The organism is Pseudomonas sp. RL_105y_Pfl2_101 (assembly GCF_963970585.1).
Classification (GTDB): domain Bacteria; phylum Pseudomonadota; class Gammaproteobacteria; order Pseudomonadales; family Pseudomonadaceae; genus Aquipseudomonas.
This window is the reverse complement of sequence record NZ_CAXAPG010000026.1, coordinates 1-17,208: the sequence shown is the minus strand read 5'-3', so window position 1 is coordinate 17,208 and position 17,208 is coordinate 1. Positions and strand designations below refer to the sequence as shown.

Sequence of the window (17,208 nt, the reverse complement as noted above, 5' to 3'; positions counted from 1 at the left end):
GCAGGACATCCGCTAAGCCGTTTCTTTGAACTCCGTTAACGCCGCCAACACCAACGGGTGCAGGACAGCATCAGGGTGTTTCGTTTGCCAGGCTGCCAAATCGCGGCACATGGCCGGCGTCCAAAAGCTCTTGATGTGCTGGCGAACACCATTCACCGCCAATGTGTGATCCGGCTCGCTGGCGAAATACTGAGCGATCTGGTTGGCCATCTTGATCAAGCTGTCAGAGCTCATCGACGCACCTCGGCTTTCTCGGCATGACGACGTTCCCTCAGCAAGCGTCCCTGTTCATCACTGAAGGCCTGATACCGCTTCTGCCATTCCGAAGGCTGGCTGACCCGCACGATCTCGACCGCCGTCACCTTGTATTCCGGGCAGTTGGTGGCCCAGTCGGAGTTGTCGGTGGTGATCACGTTGGCACCCGATTCAGGGAAGTGGAACGTGGTGTAGACCACGCCCGGTGCCACCCGCTCGGTCACCTTCGCGCGCAGCACCGTCTGCCCGGCACGACTGCCGATACCCACCCAATCTTCGTCGACAATCCCACGGTTCTCGGCATCGGTCGGATGGATTTCCAGGCGGTCCTCCTCGTGCCAGGCCACGTTGTCGGTACGCCGAGTCTGAGCGCCGACGTTGTACTGGCTGAGGATGCGCCCGGTGGTCAGCAGCAGTGGATAGCGGCTGTTGACCTTTTCCTCGGTGGGCACGTAGCCGGTGAGCATGAAGCGTCCCTTGCCGCGCACGAATTGGTCGATGTGCATGGTCGGGGTACCGTCCGGTGCTTCATCGTTGCAAGGCCATTGCAGGCTGCCGTGACGATCCAGTTCGGCGTAGCTGACGCGGGTGAAAGTCGGCGTCAGACGCGCGATTTCATCCATGATTTGCGAAGGATGGTTGTAATGCATCTTGTAGCCCAGGGCGTCAGCCAGGGCGATGGTGGCTTCCCAATCGGCCTTGCCGGCCAACGGGTCCATCACCTTGCGAACGCGGGAGATGCGGCGTTCGGCGTTGGTGAAGGTGCCGTCCTTCTCAAGGAACGAGCTGCCCGGCAGGAACACATGGGCGAACTTGGCCGTCTCGTTGAGGAAGATGTCCTGGACGATCACGCATTCCAAAGCAGACAGCGCGGCCGTCACATGCTGGGTGTTGGGGTCGCTTTGGGCGATGTCCTCGCCTTGGCAATAAAGCGCCTTGAAGGTGCCGTCCAGGGCCGCCTCGAACATGTTGGGAATACGCAGGCCCGGGTCGGGTTGCAGGGTGACGTTCCAAGCCTGCTCGAACTCGGCACGTACCACCTCGTTGGAAATGTGCCGATAGCCCGGCAACTCGTGGGGGAATGAGCCCATGTCGCAGGAACCCTGAACGTTGTTCTGTCCTCGCAGCGGGTTCACCCCGACACCTTCGCGACCGATGTTGCCGGTCGCCATGGCCAGGTTGGCGATGCCCATGACCGAGGTACTGCCTTGGCTGTGCTCGGTGACACCGAGGCCGTAGTAGATGGCCGCGTTGCCTCCGGTGGCGTAGAGCCGTGCGGCGGCGCGGATCTGCTCGGCAGGCACGCCACACACTGGGCCCAGGGCCTCGGGGGAATTTTCCGGCAGGCTGACGAAATCGCGCCAGCGAGCGAAGTCCGCCGCCTCGCAGCGTGCCTCGACAAAAGGCTGGTCAATCAAGCCTTCGGTGGCAATCACATGGCCCAACGCGTTGAGCATTGCCACGTTGGTGCCCGGACGCAGCTGCAAGTGCAGCTCGGCACGGGCGTGAGGCGAATCCACCAGGTCGATGCGCCGCGGGTCGATGACAATCAGCCGTGCACCCTGGCGCAAGCGGCGCTTGAGCTGGGAACCGAACACCGGGTGCGCGTCAGTGGGGTTGGCGCCCATCACCAGGATGACGTCGGCCTTCATCACCGAGTCGAAATTCTGAGTGCCGGCGGACTCGCCCAAGGTCTGCTTGAGGCCGTAACCGGTAGGTGAATGGCAAACACGGGCACAGGTGTCGACGTTGTTGTTGCCGAACGCGGTGCGCACCAGTTTCTGCACCAGGTAGGTTTCTTCGTTGGTGCAGCGACTGGAGGTGATGCCGCCAATGGAGTCACGCCCGTACTTGAGCTGGATGCGGCGCAATTCGCTGGCGGCGTAAGTGACCGCCTCATCCCAACTGACTTCCTGCCACGGGTCGTTGATGTGCTTGCGGATCATCGGCTTGGTGATGCGGTCCGGGTGCGTGGCGTAGCCCCAGGCGAAGCGGCCCTTGACGCAGGAGTGGCCGTGGTTGGCCTGGCCGTTCTTGTCCGGGACCATGCGCACCAGTTGTTCGCCTTTCATCTCGGCGCGGAACGAGCAACCCACACCGCAGTAGGCGCACGTGGTAATGACGCTTCGCTCCGGCTGGCCGATCTCCACGACGCTTTTGTCGATCAGGGTCGCTGTCGGGCACGCCTGCACGCAGGCGCCGCAGGACACGCACTCGGAATCGAGGAAGTTGTCACCGCCGGCCGCTTCCACCCGGGAATCGAAGCCGCGGCCGGTGATGGTCAGGGCGAAGGTGCCCTGGATTTCCTCGCAAGCACGCACGCAGCGATTGCAGACGATGCACTTGCTCGGGTCGTAATCGAAATACGGGTTGGAAACGTCCTTGGCCTCGGCCAGGTGGTTGGCGCCTTCGTAGCCGTAGCGCACTTCGCGCAGGCCCACCTGCCCCGCCACAGTCTGCAATTCGCAGTTGCCATTGGCCGAGCAGGTCAGGCAGTCCAGCGGGTGGTCGGAAATGTACAGCTCCATTACGTTGCGGCGCAGCGTGCCAAGCTTGGAGGTTTGCGTGCGAACCACCATGCCTTCGGTTACCGGCGTGGTGCAGGACGCCGGATAACCGCGCATGCCATCGATCTCCACCAGGCACATGCGGCAGGAGCCGAAGGCTTCCAGGCTGTCGGTGGCGCAGAGCTTGGGAATGGTGGTGCCGAGCAAGGCCGCGGCACGCATGACCGAGGTGCCAGAGGGGACGCTGATTTCGCGCCCGTCGATAGTCAGACTGATCTGCACGTCGCTTTCGCGCGCCGGGGTGCCCAGGTCGATATCGCTGCTGGGGTCGAAGATGTTGATCATTGGTCGGCCTCCGTGGTCGCCAGACCGAAGTCGGCGGGGAAATGCTTGAGGGCGCTGGCGACAGGGTAGGACGTCATCCCACCGAGGGCACAGAGCGAACCGTATTGCAGGGTGTCGCACAGATCCTGCAGCAGCAGGACCTGTTCCTGGCGAGCACCGGCTTCGGTGCTGGCGATCAAGCGATCCACCACTTCAACCCCGCGGGTGGAGCCGATCCGGCACGGCGTGCACTTGCCGCAGGATTCCTCGGCACAGAACTGCAAGGCGAACCGGGCCATTTGGGCCATGTCCAGGCTGTCGTCGGCAACCACCACGCCACCGTGGCCGAGCATCGCGCCCATGGCGGCGAACGCTTCGTAGTCCAGCGGCGCATCGAATTGCGAAGGCGGCACCCAGGCACCCAGCGGCCCGCCCACTTGCGCGGCCTTCAGCGGCCGACCGCTGGCTGTACCGCCGCCATAGCCTTCCACCAGTTCGCGCAGGCTCAGGCCGAAGGCCCGCTCCACCAAGCCACCCTGACGGACATTGCCGGCCAGTTGGAACGGCATCGTGCCCAGGGAGCGGCCCATGCCGAAGTCGCGATAGAACTGCGCGCCCTTCTCCAGGATGATCGGCACCGAGGCCAGGGTCACCACGTTGTGCACCAGGGTAGGCAGCCCGAACAGGCCTTGAATCGCTGGCAGTGGCGGTTTGGCGCGAACCGTGCCGCGCTTGCCCTCGAGGGATTCCAGCAATGCGGTTTCTTCGCCACAGATATAAGCGCCGCCCCCGACACGAACCTCGATGTCGAAGGCGCAATCGCTACCGCTCACGTTCGCGCCCAGATAACCGGCGTCACGAGCAATGCGCAGCGCTTCGTTCAGCGTACTGACGGCGGCCGGGTACTCCGAACGCACGTAGATGTAGCCCATCGTCGCGCCTACGGCGATGCCGGCAATGATCATGCCTTCGATTAGCAGGAAGGGGTCACCTTCCATCAGCATGCGGTCGGCGAAGGTGCCGGAGTCGCCTTCATCGGCGTTACACACCACATACTTCTGCGCCCCCGCGGCATCACGCACGGTGCGCCACTTGATGCCCGCGGGGAACGCCGCACCGCCCCGACCACGCAAGCCGGAATCCAGCACGCTGGCGACCACGTCCGTGCCCTCCATTTGGATGGACCGGGCCAGGCCCAGGAAGCCACCCTGGGCACGGTAGTCATCCAGGGACAGCGGTTGCGTGATGCCGGCACGCGCGAACAGCAGGCGCTGCTGGCTCTTGAGATAGGGAATCTCCTCCACCGGCCCCAGGGCCAGTGGATGGCTGCCGGGATCGCCTGCCAGCGCATCCAGCAGGCTCGGCACATCGGCCGGTGTGACAGGGCCAAAGCCCAGCCGGACGCCGGCGCTTTCAAGCTCCACCAGCGGCTCCAACCAATAGAGGCCACGGGAACTGGTGCGCAACACCGTCAACGGCAGTTGTCGACGCTCAGCCTCACGGGCCAACGCATCGGCCACCTTGTCCGCGCCCACGGCACGGGCTACCGAATCCTGGGGGATACAGAGCGTCAGCATGCGCCCTCCTCCATACAGTCATTGACCAACTGACGCAGACGCTCGGGCGTGATCCGCGCATGCAGCTCCCCGTCCAGTTCCAGGGCCGGCGAGCAAACACAGGCCCCCAGGCAATAGACCGGCCGCAGGCTGATGCTGCCATCGGCACTGGTGCCGTGATCGTCCAGCGCCAATTGCTCGCGCAACTGCGCAGCCAGGGTATCGGCGCCCATGCTCTTGCAGGACTCCGCCCGGCACAGACGCAGGGTATGGCGCGCTGGCGGCGTGGTACGGAAATCGTGGTAGAAACTGATGACCCCGCGCACTTCAGCCTGGCTGAGGTTGAGGGCGTGGGCGATCTCCGGGACGGCGCTGTCGGGGACATACCCGCAGCCTGCCTGGATGGCATGCAGAATAGGCAACAGGGCACCGGGGGTGTCCTTTTCGCGCGCAAGCACGCTGTGGATCAACGGCAGGTGAAGCGTCTCATCGGGCATAAACGTACCTCGGCATCTCGAACGACACCGCCGCATAGCGGCAGCCGTCCGGAGTCTTGGCTGGGGCGTGCGGCCCACGTCACGGTAGCGTGGCACATCCGATCGCCATTCTCGCTCTCCGGCCAGTGTCTTTTGGCGCACTTGGTCCGGGGCATCCTCACAGCTTGCCACTCCCGGGGGTTGGCGATTGCACATGGACGACGAAACGTGTTCTGAAAGCGACTACTTGATCACTTGGCCCGGTGGACGATGCGCAAAGTCCTGGTTCACCCACTGAACTGTCAATCGCCTTTCTTAGATGGCTTTGCGCAATGCATTGGCAACCAATGTAAATGCAGGTGAAGACTGTCGTCGGCTGGGGTAGTACAGATAGTAGCCTGAAAACGGCGGACACCAATCTTCCAGCACTCGCACCAGCCGGCCTTCTTGCAGGTACGGTTCAAACTCTTCTTCTGGTAGGTAGGCAACGCCCAGCCCGGCCACTGCCGCCTGCACGATATGAGTCGAGGTGTTGAAAATGAGCGGGCCGTCAACTCGCACGTTTACCTGTTTGCCTCGCCGCTCAAAGTCCCAGACATAGAGCCCGCCTGATGTTTGCATGCGCTGGTTGATACAGCGATGGCTCATCAGATCGCGGGGGGCCTTGGGAATGGCGTGAGCAGCGAAGTACGCTGGCGTAGCGACGACAGCCATCCGCAATGGAGGGCCTATCGGAACGGCAACCATGTCTTTGTCGATGGTGTCCCCCAAGCGCACACCAGCATCAAACCGATCCGCCACGATGTCTCGAAATCCGTAACACACGTCAAATTCAACGTTTATATCCGGGTAGTCGTGCAGCAGCCCGGTAAGTTTGGGTAGCAAGGTCGTGCGCAAGACATGATCACCGCAGGTGATGCGTACGGTGCCTGCGGGCTTGTCGCGCATTTCCGTCAGCCTATCCAGCTCTGCTTGTATTTCATCGAAGCGATTGCCTATCGCTTGCAGCAGCCGCTCGCCAGCGATGGTCGGCGAAACGCTGCGAGTGGTCCGCGTCAATAACCGGATCTGCAAGCGTGCTTCCAGGCCGTTGATTGCCTGGCTCAGTGCAGGTTGTGTGACACCCAATGCCCCGGCGGCGCGCGTGAAGCTGCCTTCGCGCGCAACCGTGACGAAAGACAACAGGTCATTGAGATTTCTTTTGATCATGGTGAAACACATCTAAGCCAATTAATTAGCCTTGCTTATAGCCTTGTTAAGCATTCATTAGCTAGTCACATAACCGTTCCCAAGTCACCATCAACGCCATGAACAGGAATAAATGCGCAACGGCGATGAAATCGGCCCGGCTTGGTTTGCTGGCGGTGATGCTCGTGCTTGGCAGCTACGCAACGATGAATGGTGCCGCATCGGCATCTTCGAAAACGGAGAAAACCGCGATGTGGATGACCGTCGGCGAACAACGCTTCGCCATCACCCTGGCCGACAACGCGGCTACCCGCGCGTTTGTCACGCTCTTGCCGCTGACGTTGGAGATGAACGATCTCAACCATAACGAGAAATACGCCCCCCTTCCCCAAGCGCTACCTACTGAAGCAAACCCGCCGGGAACGATCCGCAATGGCGACCTGATGCTGTACGGCCCGGACACCTTGGTCGTCTTTTACACGAACTTCAACTCTGCCTACGCCTACACCCGTCTGGGGCAAGTGGATGACACCGCGAAACTGGCTCAAGCGCTGGGTCGGCGGGGTGTGCAAGTGACGTTTTCCAAAAACTGATGACTCCGCATCGACAGGATCCCCAATGAAAAAGATCATCGTTTTATTAACCCTTCTTATCAGTTCGCTCTCAGCAATAGGAGCCGATATGTCCAACGGCGCAGATAACTTCTATACCAGCGGCGACGTGACCGTACAGAAGGTCAACTTCAAGAACCAGTATCAAATGAACGTAGCCGGCAGCCTGTTCATTCCGAAGAAACTCAATGGCAAGGCCAGAAATCCGGCGATTGTCGTAGGCCACCCGATGGGCGCGGTCAAGGAACAGAGCGCCAACCTCTATGCCACGAAAATGGCAGAAAGAGGCTTCGTGACCCTTTCCCTGGACTTGTCATTCTGGGGCAAAAGCGAGGGGCAGCCGCGCAATGCGGTTTCGCCGGATATCTATGCCGAGGACTTCAGCGCCGCAGTAGACTTTCTCAGCGCCCAGCCTTTGGTCGATAAAGAGCGCATTGGTGCAATCGGCATCTGCGGCAGTGGCAGCTTCGTGATCAGTGCAGCCAAGATTGACCCACGCATCAAAGCCGTCGCAACGGTGAGCATGTATGACATGGGAGCCGTCAATCGCAACGGATTGAAGCACTCCCAAACGCTTGAACAGCGCCGGGCTATCATCGCGCAGGCCACACAACAGCGTAATGTGGAGTTCGCGGGCGGTGAAACGCTTTACACCAGCGGTACGGTGCATCGGTTGGATGAAAACACTCATCCTATCCAACGTGAGTTCTATGACTTCTACCGCACCCCGCGCGGTGAGTTCACGCCATCCAGCTCGTCCAAAGACCTGACCACGCACCCGACGCTGACAAGCAACATCAAGTTCATGAATTTCTACCCGCTCAATGACATCGAGACCATTTCGCCTCATCCGATGTTATTCATTGCTGGCGCCGATGCGCACTCCAGGGAGTTCAGCGAGGAAGCTTACAAGCTCGCCGGTCAACCCAAGGAACTTGTCATCATACCGGGGGCTGGCCATGTCGATCTTTATGATCGGGTCAACCTCATTCCGTTCGATAAGCTGACGAGCTTCTTCCAGAGCAATCTGAAGTGACAAAGAGACTAGGTTCCTCAAAGAGTTGCGGGGAACACAGAAACAGGAACGCCAATTTGTCAGTTATGTTCGTGCGAGCAAACATACCTGACAAACCGGCGCAATTGGGCTGCGTCAGACAGGCGTTTCGAGCGCGGCACTCATCGCCGTCAGCCGAGTAGTCAAGAGCGGCTTCGCCCCGGCTGCATCCGCGCCAAGGTATTACCACCCACCCAGTAATGATGGAACAGACCCGCCGCCACCCGCAGGCCGATCAGCCTGTAGCCGCTCCAGCATCAACCAGGCCAGCACCGGTGTCGCGATCATCAGGTCATACAGGGCCGCAGGCTCATTGACAGTTTCCCATAACGGTTTACGGCAATGTCGTGGGTCATAACGCGCCTCGTGAAAGTTTGACGCAGTGCCGACTCATTCGCCAGCCTCGTCCCTACCCTCCGGGCACTCACACGCCACGAAAAACGAAAGCATCGCTATGCTAACTACGGATAGATGCGTCCGGGAAACGACCATCTGCTGCGTAATATCAAGGAGGAGCCAATGATGGCAGAAGCAACTGCGGGACTCGAAAAGCAGATTGATATCGCGACAAAACTACTCTCCCTGTCGGCAAAAATCGGATTACTGATTGGTGGTACGTGCATCGTCAGCTACCTGTTGAGCAACGGTCACTACCCACAGGGCGTATCCATCGGAGACAGTCTGTTATTTCTGGTCGCGGCATTTTGCTTTGGCTTGGTTTGTGTTTATTTTTCAGTCTCCGTCACCGCAGCCGGGGTATTGCTTTCCCCACTCTTCATTCCGGTGCTTAGAGGCTTCGCCTGGTTACATGGAAAAGTCACCGGTGACAAACCCGTACTGGAATTCAAGCGACCAAAAATAACGTTCTTCTTGGTATTTTTTGGATTATGCGGGGCAGTAACCATTTACGTCCTAACCCGCAAAAGCCCCTTGGAACACATTCTGCTCATCCTGCTGCCCATTGCTCAGTACATCATTTACTCCGCCTATCTGGAGCAGAACAAGAAGATAAAAGCAGCGCAGCCATCGGCACCTGAAGTCGTCGATTTCGAGCATCCTGAGCAGAATCCTCACGCCGAAATGAAACGCTTGAAGAGAACCAGGGCGGTGATCGCTGGCGTCATCCTGCTGACGCCCCTTCTCATGGGGGGCGTGACCTCGGACTTGCTGCAAGTGGCCATGAGCTTCGCGCAAATACGCATAGAACGGGCAACGATTCTCGTGAAACCGCCTTACGCCAACCTGTTGCCAGCCCCCAAGGATTCAGCGCTGGAAAACTACAAAAGCTTTGACAATGCGACGGTGATTTTCCGAGGTGTTGGCAATTCGACGCTCATTGAAATGCGCACCGAGGAAACGGCGATCCGATTGGAGATCCCAAATGACTCAATCATTATCGAGCGCCGTGTGAGGCCCATTGCCAAAGTCAGGAAAGATCCTGAAAAAACGGAAAGCTGATACCATCCGAACATTGACACGCTGAGCAGAACAATATGAATCGCCGCAAGAAAATAAACCAGTTATTGAAGGCTAACGCCAAAAAAGCCAGTGCCAAGCTGGCCCCCAAAAACAAGACTCAATACATCAGCAAAGCCGACCGACTGAAGCTGGCGGCTGAAGCCGGTGACGCCCCCATCACGCCGCCGGAAAGCTGATCCACGTCGCTGAAGTTCCATCCTCAGGTCGTTTTGCACGTTAACCAGGCGCTCCAGAAAAGACTGCTGAAGAACCGGGTAGCACTGCCGAATCCTGCATCATTCAGCAGCTTTTGAACCGCCGCCTCGGAATGTGGAGGGTCGGCGCCTTGAAGAATTTTTCCAAGCTTGACCGTCACTTCTTCCGGGCTGGCACCATGCTGTCGCCACCGTTGCCCCCAGGCCGCGAGGAGTAGCGGCTGGCTGGCATACGCATATTGGTTCCCGGCGACAATCAGCGGCGCTCCCGGCTTTAGATGTGCCTGGATGGACCGTAATATTTTCAACTTGGCTTCATCCCCATCGAGATGATGGAGTACACCGATCAAGGTGGCAGCATCGTACGACCCGTTGGCGACCAGGTCTTCAACATGCCCAAGATGCATGGCGGTTCTTTCGAGCAAGTTGTTTGCGGCTAATTGCTGCTTCGCGGCCTCCAGCATTGGCCCGGACGGATCGACGGCAGTGAAGCGCCAACCCGGCTCCAGCTTGGCCATTGCAATGATCTCTTGCGCCGTACCGCCGGCGCCCACCACCAGTATTTTCGCCGCCCCCACGGTCCCAAGGGTCGCCGCCAGCATGCACGCCGCCAGGTCCTGGCAGGCGTCGTACCCAGCGAGCGCGATGCGGCTCTGTCGGCCGTACTCGTTGGCCCGTGAAGTATCAAATTTTTCCGCTGAATTAAACGAGGATGATTTCAATGCGCAGTTCTCCGTGTCCTGGAATCAAGCTACGCCTCCCTTAGGGATAATAAAAATTCATTAATTTTATGCACGGCATTCCCAAAAGGAATATCAGTTTCCATCGGCAGAATTTTGCGCGGTTAGCCAATTGCGGCTTGCGATAAATATATGGAAATACGAATATACTTTTTTCCATATATTCCGGACCGGATCGGAGCTGCGTAATGACTGAGTTCTCCAGCGAAACCCCGCATGAATTCCCCAATCTTGACCTGTCACTCTTCGACGTACCGACACCGGAAAAGCTCGAAAAGAGCGCAGAGCCACAGCACAAGCCGCGCATACTTTTACTGTACGGATCAACCCGCGAGCGCTCTTTCAGTCAGTTGCTGACCCGCGAAGCGGCGCGCCTGTTGGCGCTCATGGGCGCCGAAACCGCTATCTTCGATCCGTCCGGGCTGCCACTGCCGGACGATGCGCCCGTCGACCACCCCAAGGTGCAAGAACTGCGCGACTTGGTGATGTGGTCGGAAGGCCAGGTCTGGTGCTCGCCTGAACGCCACGGCTCGATGTCGGCGGTGTTCAAGGCACAGATCGACTGGATCCCCCTCGCACTGGGCGCGGTCCGTCCTTCCCAAGGCAAGACATTGGCAGTGATGCAGGTATGCGGCGGATCGCAATCCTTCAACACCGTGAACCAACTTCGCGTACTGGGTCGCTGGATGCGCATGGTCACGATCCCCAATCAATCCTCCATCCCCAAAGCCTTTCTTGAGTTCGACGAAGCCGGGCGTATGAAGCCATCGTCCTATTACGACCGGGTCGTCGACGTCATGGAGGAACTGATGAAGTTCACCTTGCTGATGCGCGGTAGAGAAGCCTATTTAGTAGATCGCTACTCCGAGCGCAAGGAAAGCGCCGAAGCGCTCTCCAAACGCGTTAACCAGAGGTCCATCTAGGCGCTGCGAGCGTGATAGGTTCTTCGGTGTGATGTAGGACTTTAACGGACGTAAGCTGCCTTCACATCGGCCTCATTCTGAAGGGCAGCTACGGCCAATGACCCAATCCAGACCACCGAAACCCCGTAATTGATTCGCTGGTACAGCCCGAACAAATGACCGTCGGCCAATGCCGTCGCCATCAGCACAACCGTCACGATGGCCAGGACGACGCAGATCGCCGAGAACATTGCGAACCTGGAAGATGAAAGCAGCGGCTTGCCAAGGAACGTCCACAACACTCCCGCCAGAGTGAGCGAGATGAACATCACCAGCCCCGCAAGATTGTGGCTCTGTTGCGAGACCGACGGTTGAACCGGCGCACAGCCTTGATCGCAGGAAAAATAGCCGGCCGTAAAACTTGCCAGGCCATGGATGAGAATCAGTGCCGCGCTAAACAAGGCCATCCGCGATGCCTTGAACCGTCTCGCCACGCCTACTGCGAAAAGCACGAACAGCACACCCAGCGCAAAATTGTTCACCCAAGCAGAGAAGCTGTGGGTCGGCGCTCCCACGGCGCCTAGTTGGCTCATGGCCTGATCCAGATGACTGTAGCCCGGGTAGGCCCGCGCAGTCAGTGCAACACCCAAAAGCAGCCAGAAAGGAATCAGTATTCCAGAGCCCAGCAAAACACGATCAATGGTTTTCATGGTGTGACACTCCGTGTCGTTGTGATGTCGGTTTGCGCGCTGATTTGAAATCTGGCATTGATTCAATGCATCCACCCGCTCAATCAAGGACAGGGCGCAGGAAACTACGCTCATAACTCAGAATGAATCGTTGTTCCGTCGCCTGGGTCACCCATTCAATGCACTCCGGATCCTGTTCGGCTTTCCTTCGATAGTTTTCGTAGTCGGCCAGGCTGGAAAAGCTGAACAGACAGTATGCGATGTTGTTGGCGCCTTCGGCGGGGAGAAAGTAGCCATGATGGACGCCACCCATTCGGGTCACCCCTTCAATCCATTGACGGGAGTAGCGCTCGAAAGCTGGAACCTGATAGGGATCAATGACATACCTGACATGGCAAGTAATCATGGGTTCAATCCTTTGAAAACTGGAAAAAACGGATTCTACACAGGATACGAGGCATGTCGTCGATGATTGCCATTCGCCGAACAACTTCGTTGCTCATCGCAGTGGCTGACGCCAGCGGTCAATCATCACAGGCAATACGGTGCAAGCAGGTGTTGAAGTGCGCCTCGATAGCTTCTGAACGACGAGGCGTCATCGCTAGGTAGCGTTATCCCGCTGAACGAAGCGAGCGACATAACGGTCGGAGCAACAAGACTTCGGCAAAGAAACCTGCCCCATGCTCCTACGATCCACTGCCCTCGCGACCTTGTTCACCTTGGCTGCCGGCCCGGCAACCGCTGCACCGGAACCACTGCGCCTGGAAAGCCTGAAACGCTGTGGCGACCTGCTGGATAGCCAGCACCAGCACTGGTGTCTGACGGCGCGGGGGTTGGGCGATGGAACGCCACAACTGAAGCTGGGGGCAAAGGTGATACCCGCGGACGCGATCCAGCGCGAAGAGGAAAACCTTCGCTTACGCCTGGACAGCGCCGACTACCAGAGCGGCCCGCTCTGGCTGCAGGACGGTCAGCGTGCCAGTAATGCCGCCTGGCTGACCTTGCGCAACAGTCACGTACTGGCCGCCGGAGCGGACGAAGTGGCGAAGAACATGGATGGCCTGACCACCTACGTCGACCTGGTCAGCGTGCTGATCGAGGAAGACCGTGATGGCCGCCAGGAAGCCGAGCGCCTGGCCCGCAAGTACGGGGCAACGGTGGTCGGCAGCATCGCGCCGCTGAACCTGTACCAACTTCGCCTGCCGGCCAAAGACTTGGTTCAGCGTGATGCCCTGGTGCTGCGTCTGGGCAGCGAGACCAGCGTGGACGCCGTGGTCATCGAAGAGTCCTCGGCCGAAGAAACCGAGCAAGCCGCAACCCATCCTGAAGAACCGAAGAAGCCAGCCCTGGACTCCGATGAGTGGGCCGCGAATCGCTTTCTCGACGCGGTGAATTATTACCAACGACGCATCCCCGGACGACAGCCGCCCATCCAGCCGAAACCAGTGCGCATCGGCCTGATCGAGCGTGATGTGGATTTCGACACGACGGATTTCGCAGACTACCTCGGCGCCTGCTCACCGCCGCGCACCTGTGTCTACGCCCGCGATGCAGACAAGCCGGACAACCACGGCTCAACCGTCGCCGGCATTCTCGCCGCGCGTTGGGACGACAGCGGCAACACCGGCTTTCTCCGCGGACTGGACAAGACCAGCGGCGGTTTCGAAGTCATCGTCGAACGTAATTCCGATGCCGGGATCACCGCCAACATCGCCGCCTCCGTCAACCTGGTGGAGGACGGTGTGCGCGTGCTCAACTGGAGCTGGGGCATCCACCGCGTCGGTGCAAAAGACGTCAAAGGCGATGACGTCGATTCGCTGCTGCGCTCGGGCATCGCCATGGGCGGGTACGAGGAGTTGCTGGAGGAGTTCTTCCTCTGGCTGCGCAAGGAACATCCCGACGTGATCGTGGTGAACTCCGCCGGCAATGGCGCTTCGTTCTCGGGTAGCGATGAATACCGCCTGCCCTCCTCCTTCATCACCGAGCAGTTGCTGGTGGTCGGCGGGCACCAGCGCAGCAAGCATACCGGTGTCGCCGTTGACGACCCGGCCTATGCGGTCAAGCGCAGCTCCTCGAACATCGACATGCGCGTCGACATCACCGCCGCCGCTTGCGCCCATGCCTCGACGACCAACGCCGGCCAGCAAGGCGCAGTGCATTGCGGCACGTCCTACGCCACCCCCATGGTCGCGGGACTGCTGGCGGCGATGCTGTCCATCAACCCGCAACTGCAACCCGAGCAACTGCGCATGCTGCTACGCCGCAGCGCCATGACCATCGGCGACAACCACGACTTCGAACGGATGGACGCCGAAGACCTCACCGCCCCCATCCTGCCGTCGGAGCGTCGCTACCAACTCAACGACAAAGACGTCGGTCGCTCGGCGCGGCTGGACATGCAAAAAGCCCTGGACCTGGCCGCGCAAAGCCGCGACCGTGTGCGTTGAAAGTCAAAGTCAAAGTCAAAGTCATGTCTAACTCAAGACGATGTCTGGCTTACGCGGGCAAAACCACCCATGCATCAGCCCGGCCTGGAAGAACTGTACCGGAGCCTCGAACCCTGCGGTCTCGATGAAACCGGCGACCTGCTGTGCCGGCAGGATAGCCACGTCTCGGGCGTAGGCGGCACGAGCTCTGACCAGCATATCCGGCTCTACGCCTGCAGAAGACATCAGCGTCATCCAGTTGCGCAGTAGCGCCTCATAGGCAGGTGATTCGATGTCAGCGGCTAAGTCGGCGTTTGCCAGTATTGCGCCCGGCTTAAGCCGGCGGGCGATCTCGTGGAAGAATGCTATACGGGCTGGTGGCTCGAGCAAAAACTGAGACACCAGAAAGCAGGTAGCACCGTCGTGGTCAGGCTCGGTTGGAAGCGCGTGAAGGTAACCCTGATGAAAGCTGCAACGCGAGAGGAAGCCTTCTTTCATCGCTTTCTGCCGACAGATATCGAGCATGGCGCCCGAGGGGTCAACGGCAGTGAAATGCCAGCCGGGGTAATGCTTGGCCAAGTGAGCCAGTTCCGCCCCGGTGCCTACGCCGACACAGAGTACCCGGGCATTTTCCGGTAAGTCAGCGAACACGGCGTCGAGCAGGGTGTACAGGGCGTCACGGATGGGCGCCATTCCCGCCCATTGCTTATCGTAGCTGGCGGCCTGCTGGTCGAATAAGGCCTTGAGTTCTTCATTGCGCATGGAGAGCACCTTCCTTTGCGTCGTGACGGGATGTGCCGCAATGGATGCGGCTACGCTTTCAGTATCCCAGGGCTGTCAAGCCCCACCGGTTGTGCCCCAGGGCTACCCGGCCTCAGGTAGACAATCGAGCTTAGCGCCACTGGGTACAGGCATTGTTCCTGTCACAGGTGCGACGTTGTTGCCATGAGGCGTCCAAACCACTGCCCTGCCCTGAGTCGGCCAATCATGGAACCAATCGGTAGGTGGACTGCACCAGCCCCGAAGGAAAGCAGTGGCTGGAGACCAGTTTCAAATCCACATCCCGCTCAAGCCCGCCAAACAACGGCCGCCCCGAGCCGATCAACACAGGAACGGTGGTGATCACCATATCGGTCACCAACCCCTCGCGCAGGAACGACTGCACCACCCGCCCGCCATCCACATAAACGCGCTGCATGCCGTGGCTCTCCAACTCCACCATCAAATCCTTGGGGGCCAGATTGGAGAAACGTAGCTTGCCCTTCAACGCCTCGGGCACCGGCGAATCGGCCAACTGTTCGGACAGCACCACCACGGGACGGTCGTAGAACCAGGTGTCGAAGGTCCGCACCTTTTCATAGCTCCCGCGCCCCATCACGATCACGTCCTTGTCGGCGATGAAGGCTGAATAGCCGTGGTCTTCGGACGGGTCGTCGCGTTGTAGAAGCCAGTCGATGTCACCGTCGGGCCGAGTGATGAAGCCATCCAGGCTGGTGGCGATGAAGACGTGGGCGGTGGGCACTGAGCATGCAACGAAGAAATGATCCCGTGGATCTGCTCGGTCCAAGACCGTGTACGTTGCGTCTGGGAGCGAGCTCCGTCGGTGCCCACGGCAAACCTTCGCCCCTGCTCCCCCGCCCAGGCCGCTTCCTTGGCGGCGTTGAGCTCCAGCAAGTTGGTCTGCTAGGCAACCCAATTGCAGGGCGCAACGCGCGCCTATAATGTCGCTATAGAACGAAGCCACTTGCACCTCCAATTGTGCTCAGGGCAGCAGCTGTTCAAGGTCAGTCAGCAAGCGATCTTGGTGAGTCTGCTTTTTCTTGCAGCGCATATAAACATCAAGTTGATATTTCAAAATCTTCCAAGGCTGGCAATTTTTTTTGGGGGTGATAGTTTTGCACCAGACTATAATGAACAGATTAAACGCGCACTGGTACGCGCGGCCATCCTTGGAAATTGGTGGTTAATAAAATTAAATCTGTGATGATTTGGTGTAGCAATGAGGATTTAATATGAACGTCTTATTGAAAGAACTGCACTCCTATCATCATGAGGTGGCTATCCAAATTACTCAGATCAAAGAATTACTGGGGAGGATAAGGCATGGATCTGCGGGTGCCGATGACTGCAAGCCGTTGTTCAAGCAGTTGGAAGCCTTGCATGGTGATGCAGAGCGGCACCACCATGAAAATGAAGAGCTTATTCGGCGGGCCTTGCTAGCAACTGATGCACCGATCCACCAACGGGTCGAGGATATCGAACGAGATCATCAAGCATTTGAGCGAATTGCTGGACAGCTCAAGACGTTGGAGGCGTCAACTCAGGAGGCAAGAGTAATCGCCGACACTATCGATGACTTCATCAAGAAATACTACGACCATATGGATACTGAGGAAAATATTTTCTTTCCCGTGGCGGACAAGTGGTTGTCAGACATCCAGTGGCAGGAAATAAAGCGTCAGTGGCACCAATCGAAACTTTAAGTATCTTGCTTAAAAAGCAGGCTACCACTTAACACTTGACCTCACAATTTTATTGCGCTGACACCCGATAATACATTTAGCCTGTAGGATTACTTATATATAGCTACAAATGAGATAAGTCATGAGCAATACACCCACACATTCGCCAGACGTGGAATAAGCGTTGTGGCTAATCATATTATTTCGATTACAAATCTCTAGGGATGGTCTGAAATAGCCGGATGTTTTCCGGCTATCGAGCCGTCAGTACTTTTCAAAAAACGACCCGCGTCGAAATTTGATCCATTTTCTTCATTTTTCAGCCCTTCCGGGCGCAGCAAGGCG

At 58.6% G+C, this 17,208-nt stretch carries 17 protein-coding genes and 2 pseudogenes; 7 read left to right on the top strand and 12 right to left on the bottom strand.

Annotation, left to right across the window (positions count from 1 at the left end):
- Positions 1-12: 12 nt before the first annotated feature.
- The 5 genes from AACY31_RS21830 to AACY31_RS21810 form a co-directional block, all read right to left on the bottom strand.
- Positions 13-234, bottom strand: a complete 222-nt coding sequence (locus tag AACY31_RS21830; protein WP_339483077.1) for a formate dehydrogenase subunit delta — start codon at positions 232-234, stop codon at positions 13-15.
- The gene (gene fdhF, locus AACY31_RS21825; protein WP_339483078.1) at positions 231-3,107 is read right to left on the bottom strand and encodes a formate dehydrogenase subunit alpha; all 2,877 of its coding nucleotides are present in this window, start codon (positions 3,105-3,107) and stop codon (positions 231-233) included. Before fdhF ends, AACY31_RS21830 begins: the two co-directional genes overlap by 4 nt.
- A complete protein-coding gene (locus AACY31_RS21820) occupies positions 3,104-4,663 on the bottom strand; it encodes a formate dehydrogenase beta subunit (RefSeq protein WP_339483080.1) in 1,560 nt (519 codons plus the stop codon). Before AACY31_RS21820 ends, fdhF begins: the two co-directional genes overlap by 4 nt.
- Positions 4,657-5,139 carry a formate dehydrogenase subunit gamma gene (locus AACY31_RS21815; RefSeq protein ID WP_339483081.1) on the bottom strand — a complete coding sequence of 161 codons (483 nt, stop codon included), beginning with the start codon at positions 5,137-5,139 and terminating at the stop codon, positions 4,657-4,659. The genes AACY31_RS21820 and AACY31_RS21815 overlap by 7 nt, the downstream gene beginning before the upstream one ends.
- Before the next feature lie 294 nt (positions 5,140-5,433).
- Positions 5,434-6,327, bottom strand: a complete 894-nt coding sequence (locus AACY31_RS21810) for a LysR family transcriptional regulator (protein ID WP_339483083.1) — start codon at positions 6,325-6,327, stop codon at positions 5,434-5,436.
- 125 nt (positions 6,328-6,452) lie between these two features.
- Here AACY31_RS21810 and AACY31_RS21805 point away from each other — a divergent pair, with 125 nt between their 5' ends.
- Together AACY31_RS21805 and AACY31_RS21800 are read left to right on the top strand one after the other, a co-directional pair.
- Positions 6,453-6,899, top strand: a complete 447-nt coding sequence (locus AACY31_RS21805; protein WP_339483085.1) for a cyclophilin-like fold protein — start codon at positions 6,453-6,455, stop codon at positions 6,897-6,899.
- Between the two features lie 25 nt (positions 6,900-6,924).
- A complete protein-coding gene (locus AACY31_RS21800) occupies positions 6,925-7,953 on the top strand; it encodes an alpha/beta hydrolase (protein WP_339483087.1) in 1,029 nt (342 codons plus the stop codon).
- 161 nt (positions 7,954-8,114) lie between these two features.
- Here the strand turns inward: AACY31_RS21800 and AACY31_RS21795 are convergent.
- A pseudogene (locus tag AACY31_RS21795) lies at positions 8,115-8,310 on the bottom strand (cytochrome B); the annotation flags it as partial.
- A gap of 180 nt (positions 8,311-8,490) precedes the next feature.
- Between AACY31_RS21795 and AACY31_RS21790 the strand changes: the two are divergent.
- Positions 8,491-9,429: a hypothetical protein gene (locus tag AACY31_RS21790; protein WP_339483088.1), complete on the top strand. Its 939-nt coding sequence runs from the start codon at positions 8,491-8,493 to the stop codon at positions 9,427-9,429.
- A 35-nt stretch (positions 9,430-9,464) separates the two neighbouring features.
- Complete coding sequence (locus tag AACY31_RS21785) at positions 9,465-9,626, top strand: DUF2986 domain-containing protein (protein WP_339483090.1); 162 nt, start codon at positions 9,465-9,467, stop codon at positions 9,624-9,626.
- 23 nt (positions 9,627-9,649) lie between these two features.
- On the opposite strand, the gene AACY31_RS21780 is transcribed toward AACY31_RS21785, so the two are convergent.
- Entirely contained in the window at positions 9,650-10,366 is a 717-nt protein-coding gene (locus tag AACY31_RS21780; protein WP_339483091.1) for a class I SAM-dependent methyltransferase, read from the bottom strand.
- A gap of 206 nt (positions 10,367-10,572) precedes the next feature.
- Between AACY31_RS21780 and arsH the strand changes: the two genes are divergently transcribed.
- On the top strand, positions 10,573-11,307 hold the full coding sequence (gene arsH, locus AACY31_RS21775) for an arsenical resistance protein ArsH (protein ID WP_339483093.1): 735 nt from the start codon (positions 10,573-10,575) through the stop codon (positions 11,305-11,307).
- A 41-nt stretch (positions 11,308-11,348) separates the two neighbouring features.
- Here the strand turns inward: arsH and AACY31_RS21770 are convergent, their stop codons facing one another.
- Together AACY31_RS21770 and AACY31_RS21765 are read right to left on the bottom strand one after the other, a co-directional pair.
- A complete protein-coding gene (locus tag AACY31_RS21770) occupies positions 11,349-11,996 on the bottom strand; it encodes a DUF998 domain-containing protein (protein WP_339483094.1) in 648 nt (215 codons plus the stop codon).
- 79 nt (positions 11,997-12,075) lie between these two features.
- Positions 12,076-12,381: an NIPSNAP family protein gene (locus AACY31_RS21765; RefSeq protein WP_339483096.1), complete on the bottom strand. Its 306-nt coding sequence runs from the start codon at positions 12,379-12,381 to the stop codon at positions 12,076-12,078.
- Between the two features lie 274 nt (positions 12,382-12,655).
- Here AACY31_RS21765 and AACY31_RS21760 point away from each other — a divergent pair, with 274 nt between their 5' ends.
- Complete coding sequence (locus tag AACY31_RS21760) at positions 12,656-14,422, top strand: S8/S53 family peptidase (protein WP_339492996.1); 1,767 nt, start codon at positions 12,656-12,658, stop codon at positions 14,420-14,422.
- Positions 14,423-14,449: 27 nt separating this feature from the next.
- Here AACY31_RS21760 and AACY31_RS21755 read toward each other — a convergent pair whose 3' ends face one another.
- The 3 genes and pseudogenes from AACY31_RS21755 to AACY31_RS21745 all read right to left on the bottom strand — a co-directional run.
- A complete protein-coding gene (locus tag AACY31_RS21755; RefSeq protein ID WP_339483099.1) occupies positions 14,450-15,163 on the bottom strand; it encodes a class I SAM-dependent methyltransferase in 714 nt (237 codons plus the stop codon).
- A gap of 223 nt (positions 15,164-15,386) precedes the next feature.
- A complete protein-coding gene (locus AACY31_RS21750; protein ID WP_339492995.1) occupies positions 15,387-15,923 on the bottom strand; it encodes a dihydrofolate reductase family protein in 537 nt (178 codons plus the stop codon).
- A 5-nt stretch (positions 15,924-15,928) separates the two neighbouring features.
- Positions 15,929-16,084, bottom strand: a pseudogene (locus AACY31_RS21745) (methyl-accepting chemotaxis protein); the annotation flags it as partial.
- 329 nt (positions 16,085-16,413) lie between these two features.
- On the opposite strand from AACY31_RS21745, the gene AACY31_RS21740 reads away from it, so the two are divergent.
- Positions 16,414-16,884, top strand: a complete 471-nt coding sequence (locus tag AACY31_RS21740) for a hemerythrin domain-containing protein (protein WP_339483101.1) — start codon at positions 16,414-16,416, stop codon at positions 16,882-16,884.
- Positions 16,885-17,208 lie beyond the last annotated feature (324 nt).

What these genes read in the sequence shown, in the direction of transcription:
- AACY31_RS21830 (WP_339483077.1), bottom strand. Translation starts at nt 234, where the DNA reads ATGAGCTCTGACAGCTTGATCAAGATGGCCAACCAGATCGCTCAGTAT.
- fdhF (WP_339483078.1), bottom strand. Translation starts at nt 3,107, where the DNA reads ATGATCAACATCTTCGACCCCAGCAGCGATATCGACCTGGGCACCCCG.
- AACY31_RS21820 (WP_339483080.1), bottom strand. Translation starts at nt 4,663, where the DNA reads ATGCTGACGCTCTGTATCCCCCAGGATTCGGTAGCCCGTGCCGTGGGC.
- AACY31_RS21815 (WP_339483081.1), bottom strand. Translation starts at nt 5,139, where the DNA reads ATGCCCGATGAGACGCTTCACCTGCCGTTGATCCACAGCGTGCTTGCG.
- AACY31_RS21810 (WP_339483083.1), bottom strand. Translation starts at nt 6,327, where the DNA reads ATGATCAAAAGAAATCTCAATGACCTGTTGTCTTTCGTCACGGTTGCG.
- AACY31_RS21805 (WP_339483085.1), top strand. Translation starts at nt 6,453, where the DNA reads ATGAAATCGGCCCGGCTTGGTTTGCTGGCGGTGATGCTCGTGCTTGGC.
- AACY31_RS21800 (WP_339483087.1), top strand. Translation starts at nt 6,925, where the DNA reads ATGAAAAAGATCATCGTTTTATTAACCCTTCTTATCAGTTCGCTCTCA.
- AACY31_RS21790 (WP_339483088.1), top strand. Translation starts at nt 8,491, where the DNA reads ATGATGGCAGAAGCAACTGCGGGACTCGAAAAGCAGATTGATATCGCG.
- AACY31_RS21785 (WP_339483090.1), top strand. Translation starts at nt 9,465, where the DNA reads ATGAATCGCCGCAAGAAAATAAACCAGTTATTGAAGGCTAACGCCAAA.
- arsH (WP_339483093.1), top strand. Translation starts at nt 10,573, where the DNA reads ATGACTGAGTTCTCCAGCGAAACCCCGCATGAATTCCCCAATCTTGAC.
- AACY31_RS21770 (WP_339483094.1), bottom strand. Translation starts at nt 11,996, where the DNA reads ATGAAAACCATTGATCGTGTTTTGCTGGGCTCTGGAATACTGATTCCT.
- AACY31_RS21765 (WP_339483096.1), bottom strand. Translation starts at nt 12,381, where the DNA reads ATGATTACTTGCCATGTCAGGTATGTCATTGATCCCTATCAGGTTCCA.
- AACY31_RS21760 (WP_339492996.1), top strand. Translation starts at nt 12,656, where the DNA reads ATGCTCCTACGATCCACTGCCCTCGCGACCTTGTTCACCTTGGCTGCC.
- AACY31_RS21755 (WP_339483099.1), bottom strand. Translation starts at nt 15,163, where the DNA reads ATGCGCAATGAAGAACTCAAGGCCTTATTCGACCAGCAGGCCGCCAGC.
- AACY31_RS21740 (WP_339483101.1), top strand. Translation starts at nt 16,414, where the DNA reads ATGAACGTCTTATTGAAAGAACTGCACTCCTATCATCATGAGGTGGCT.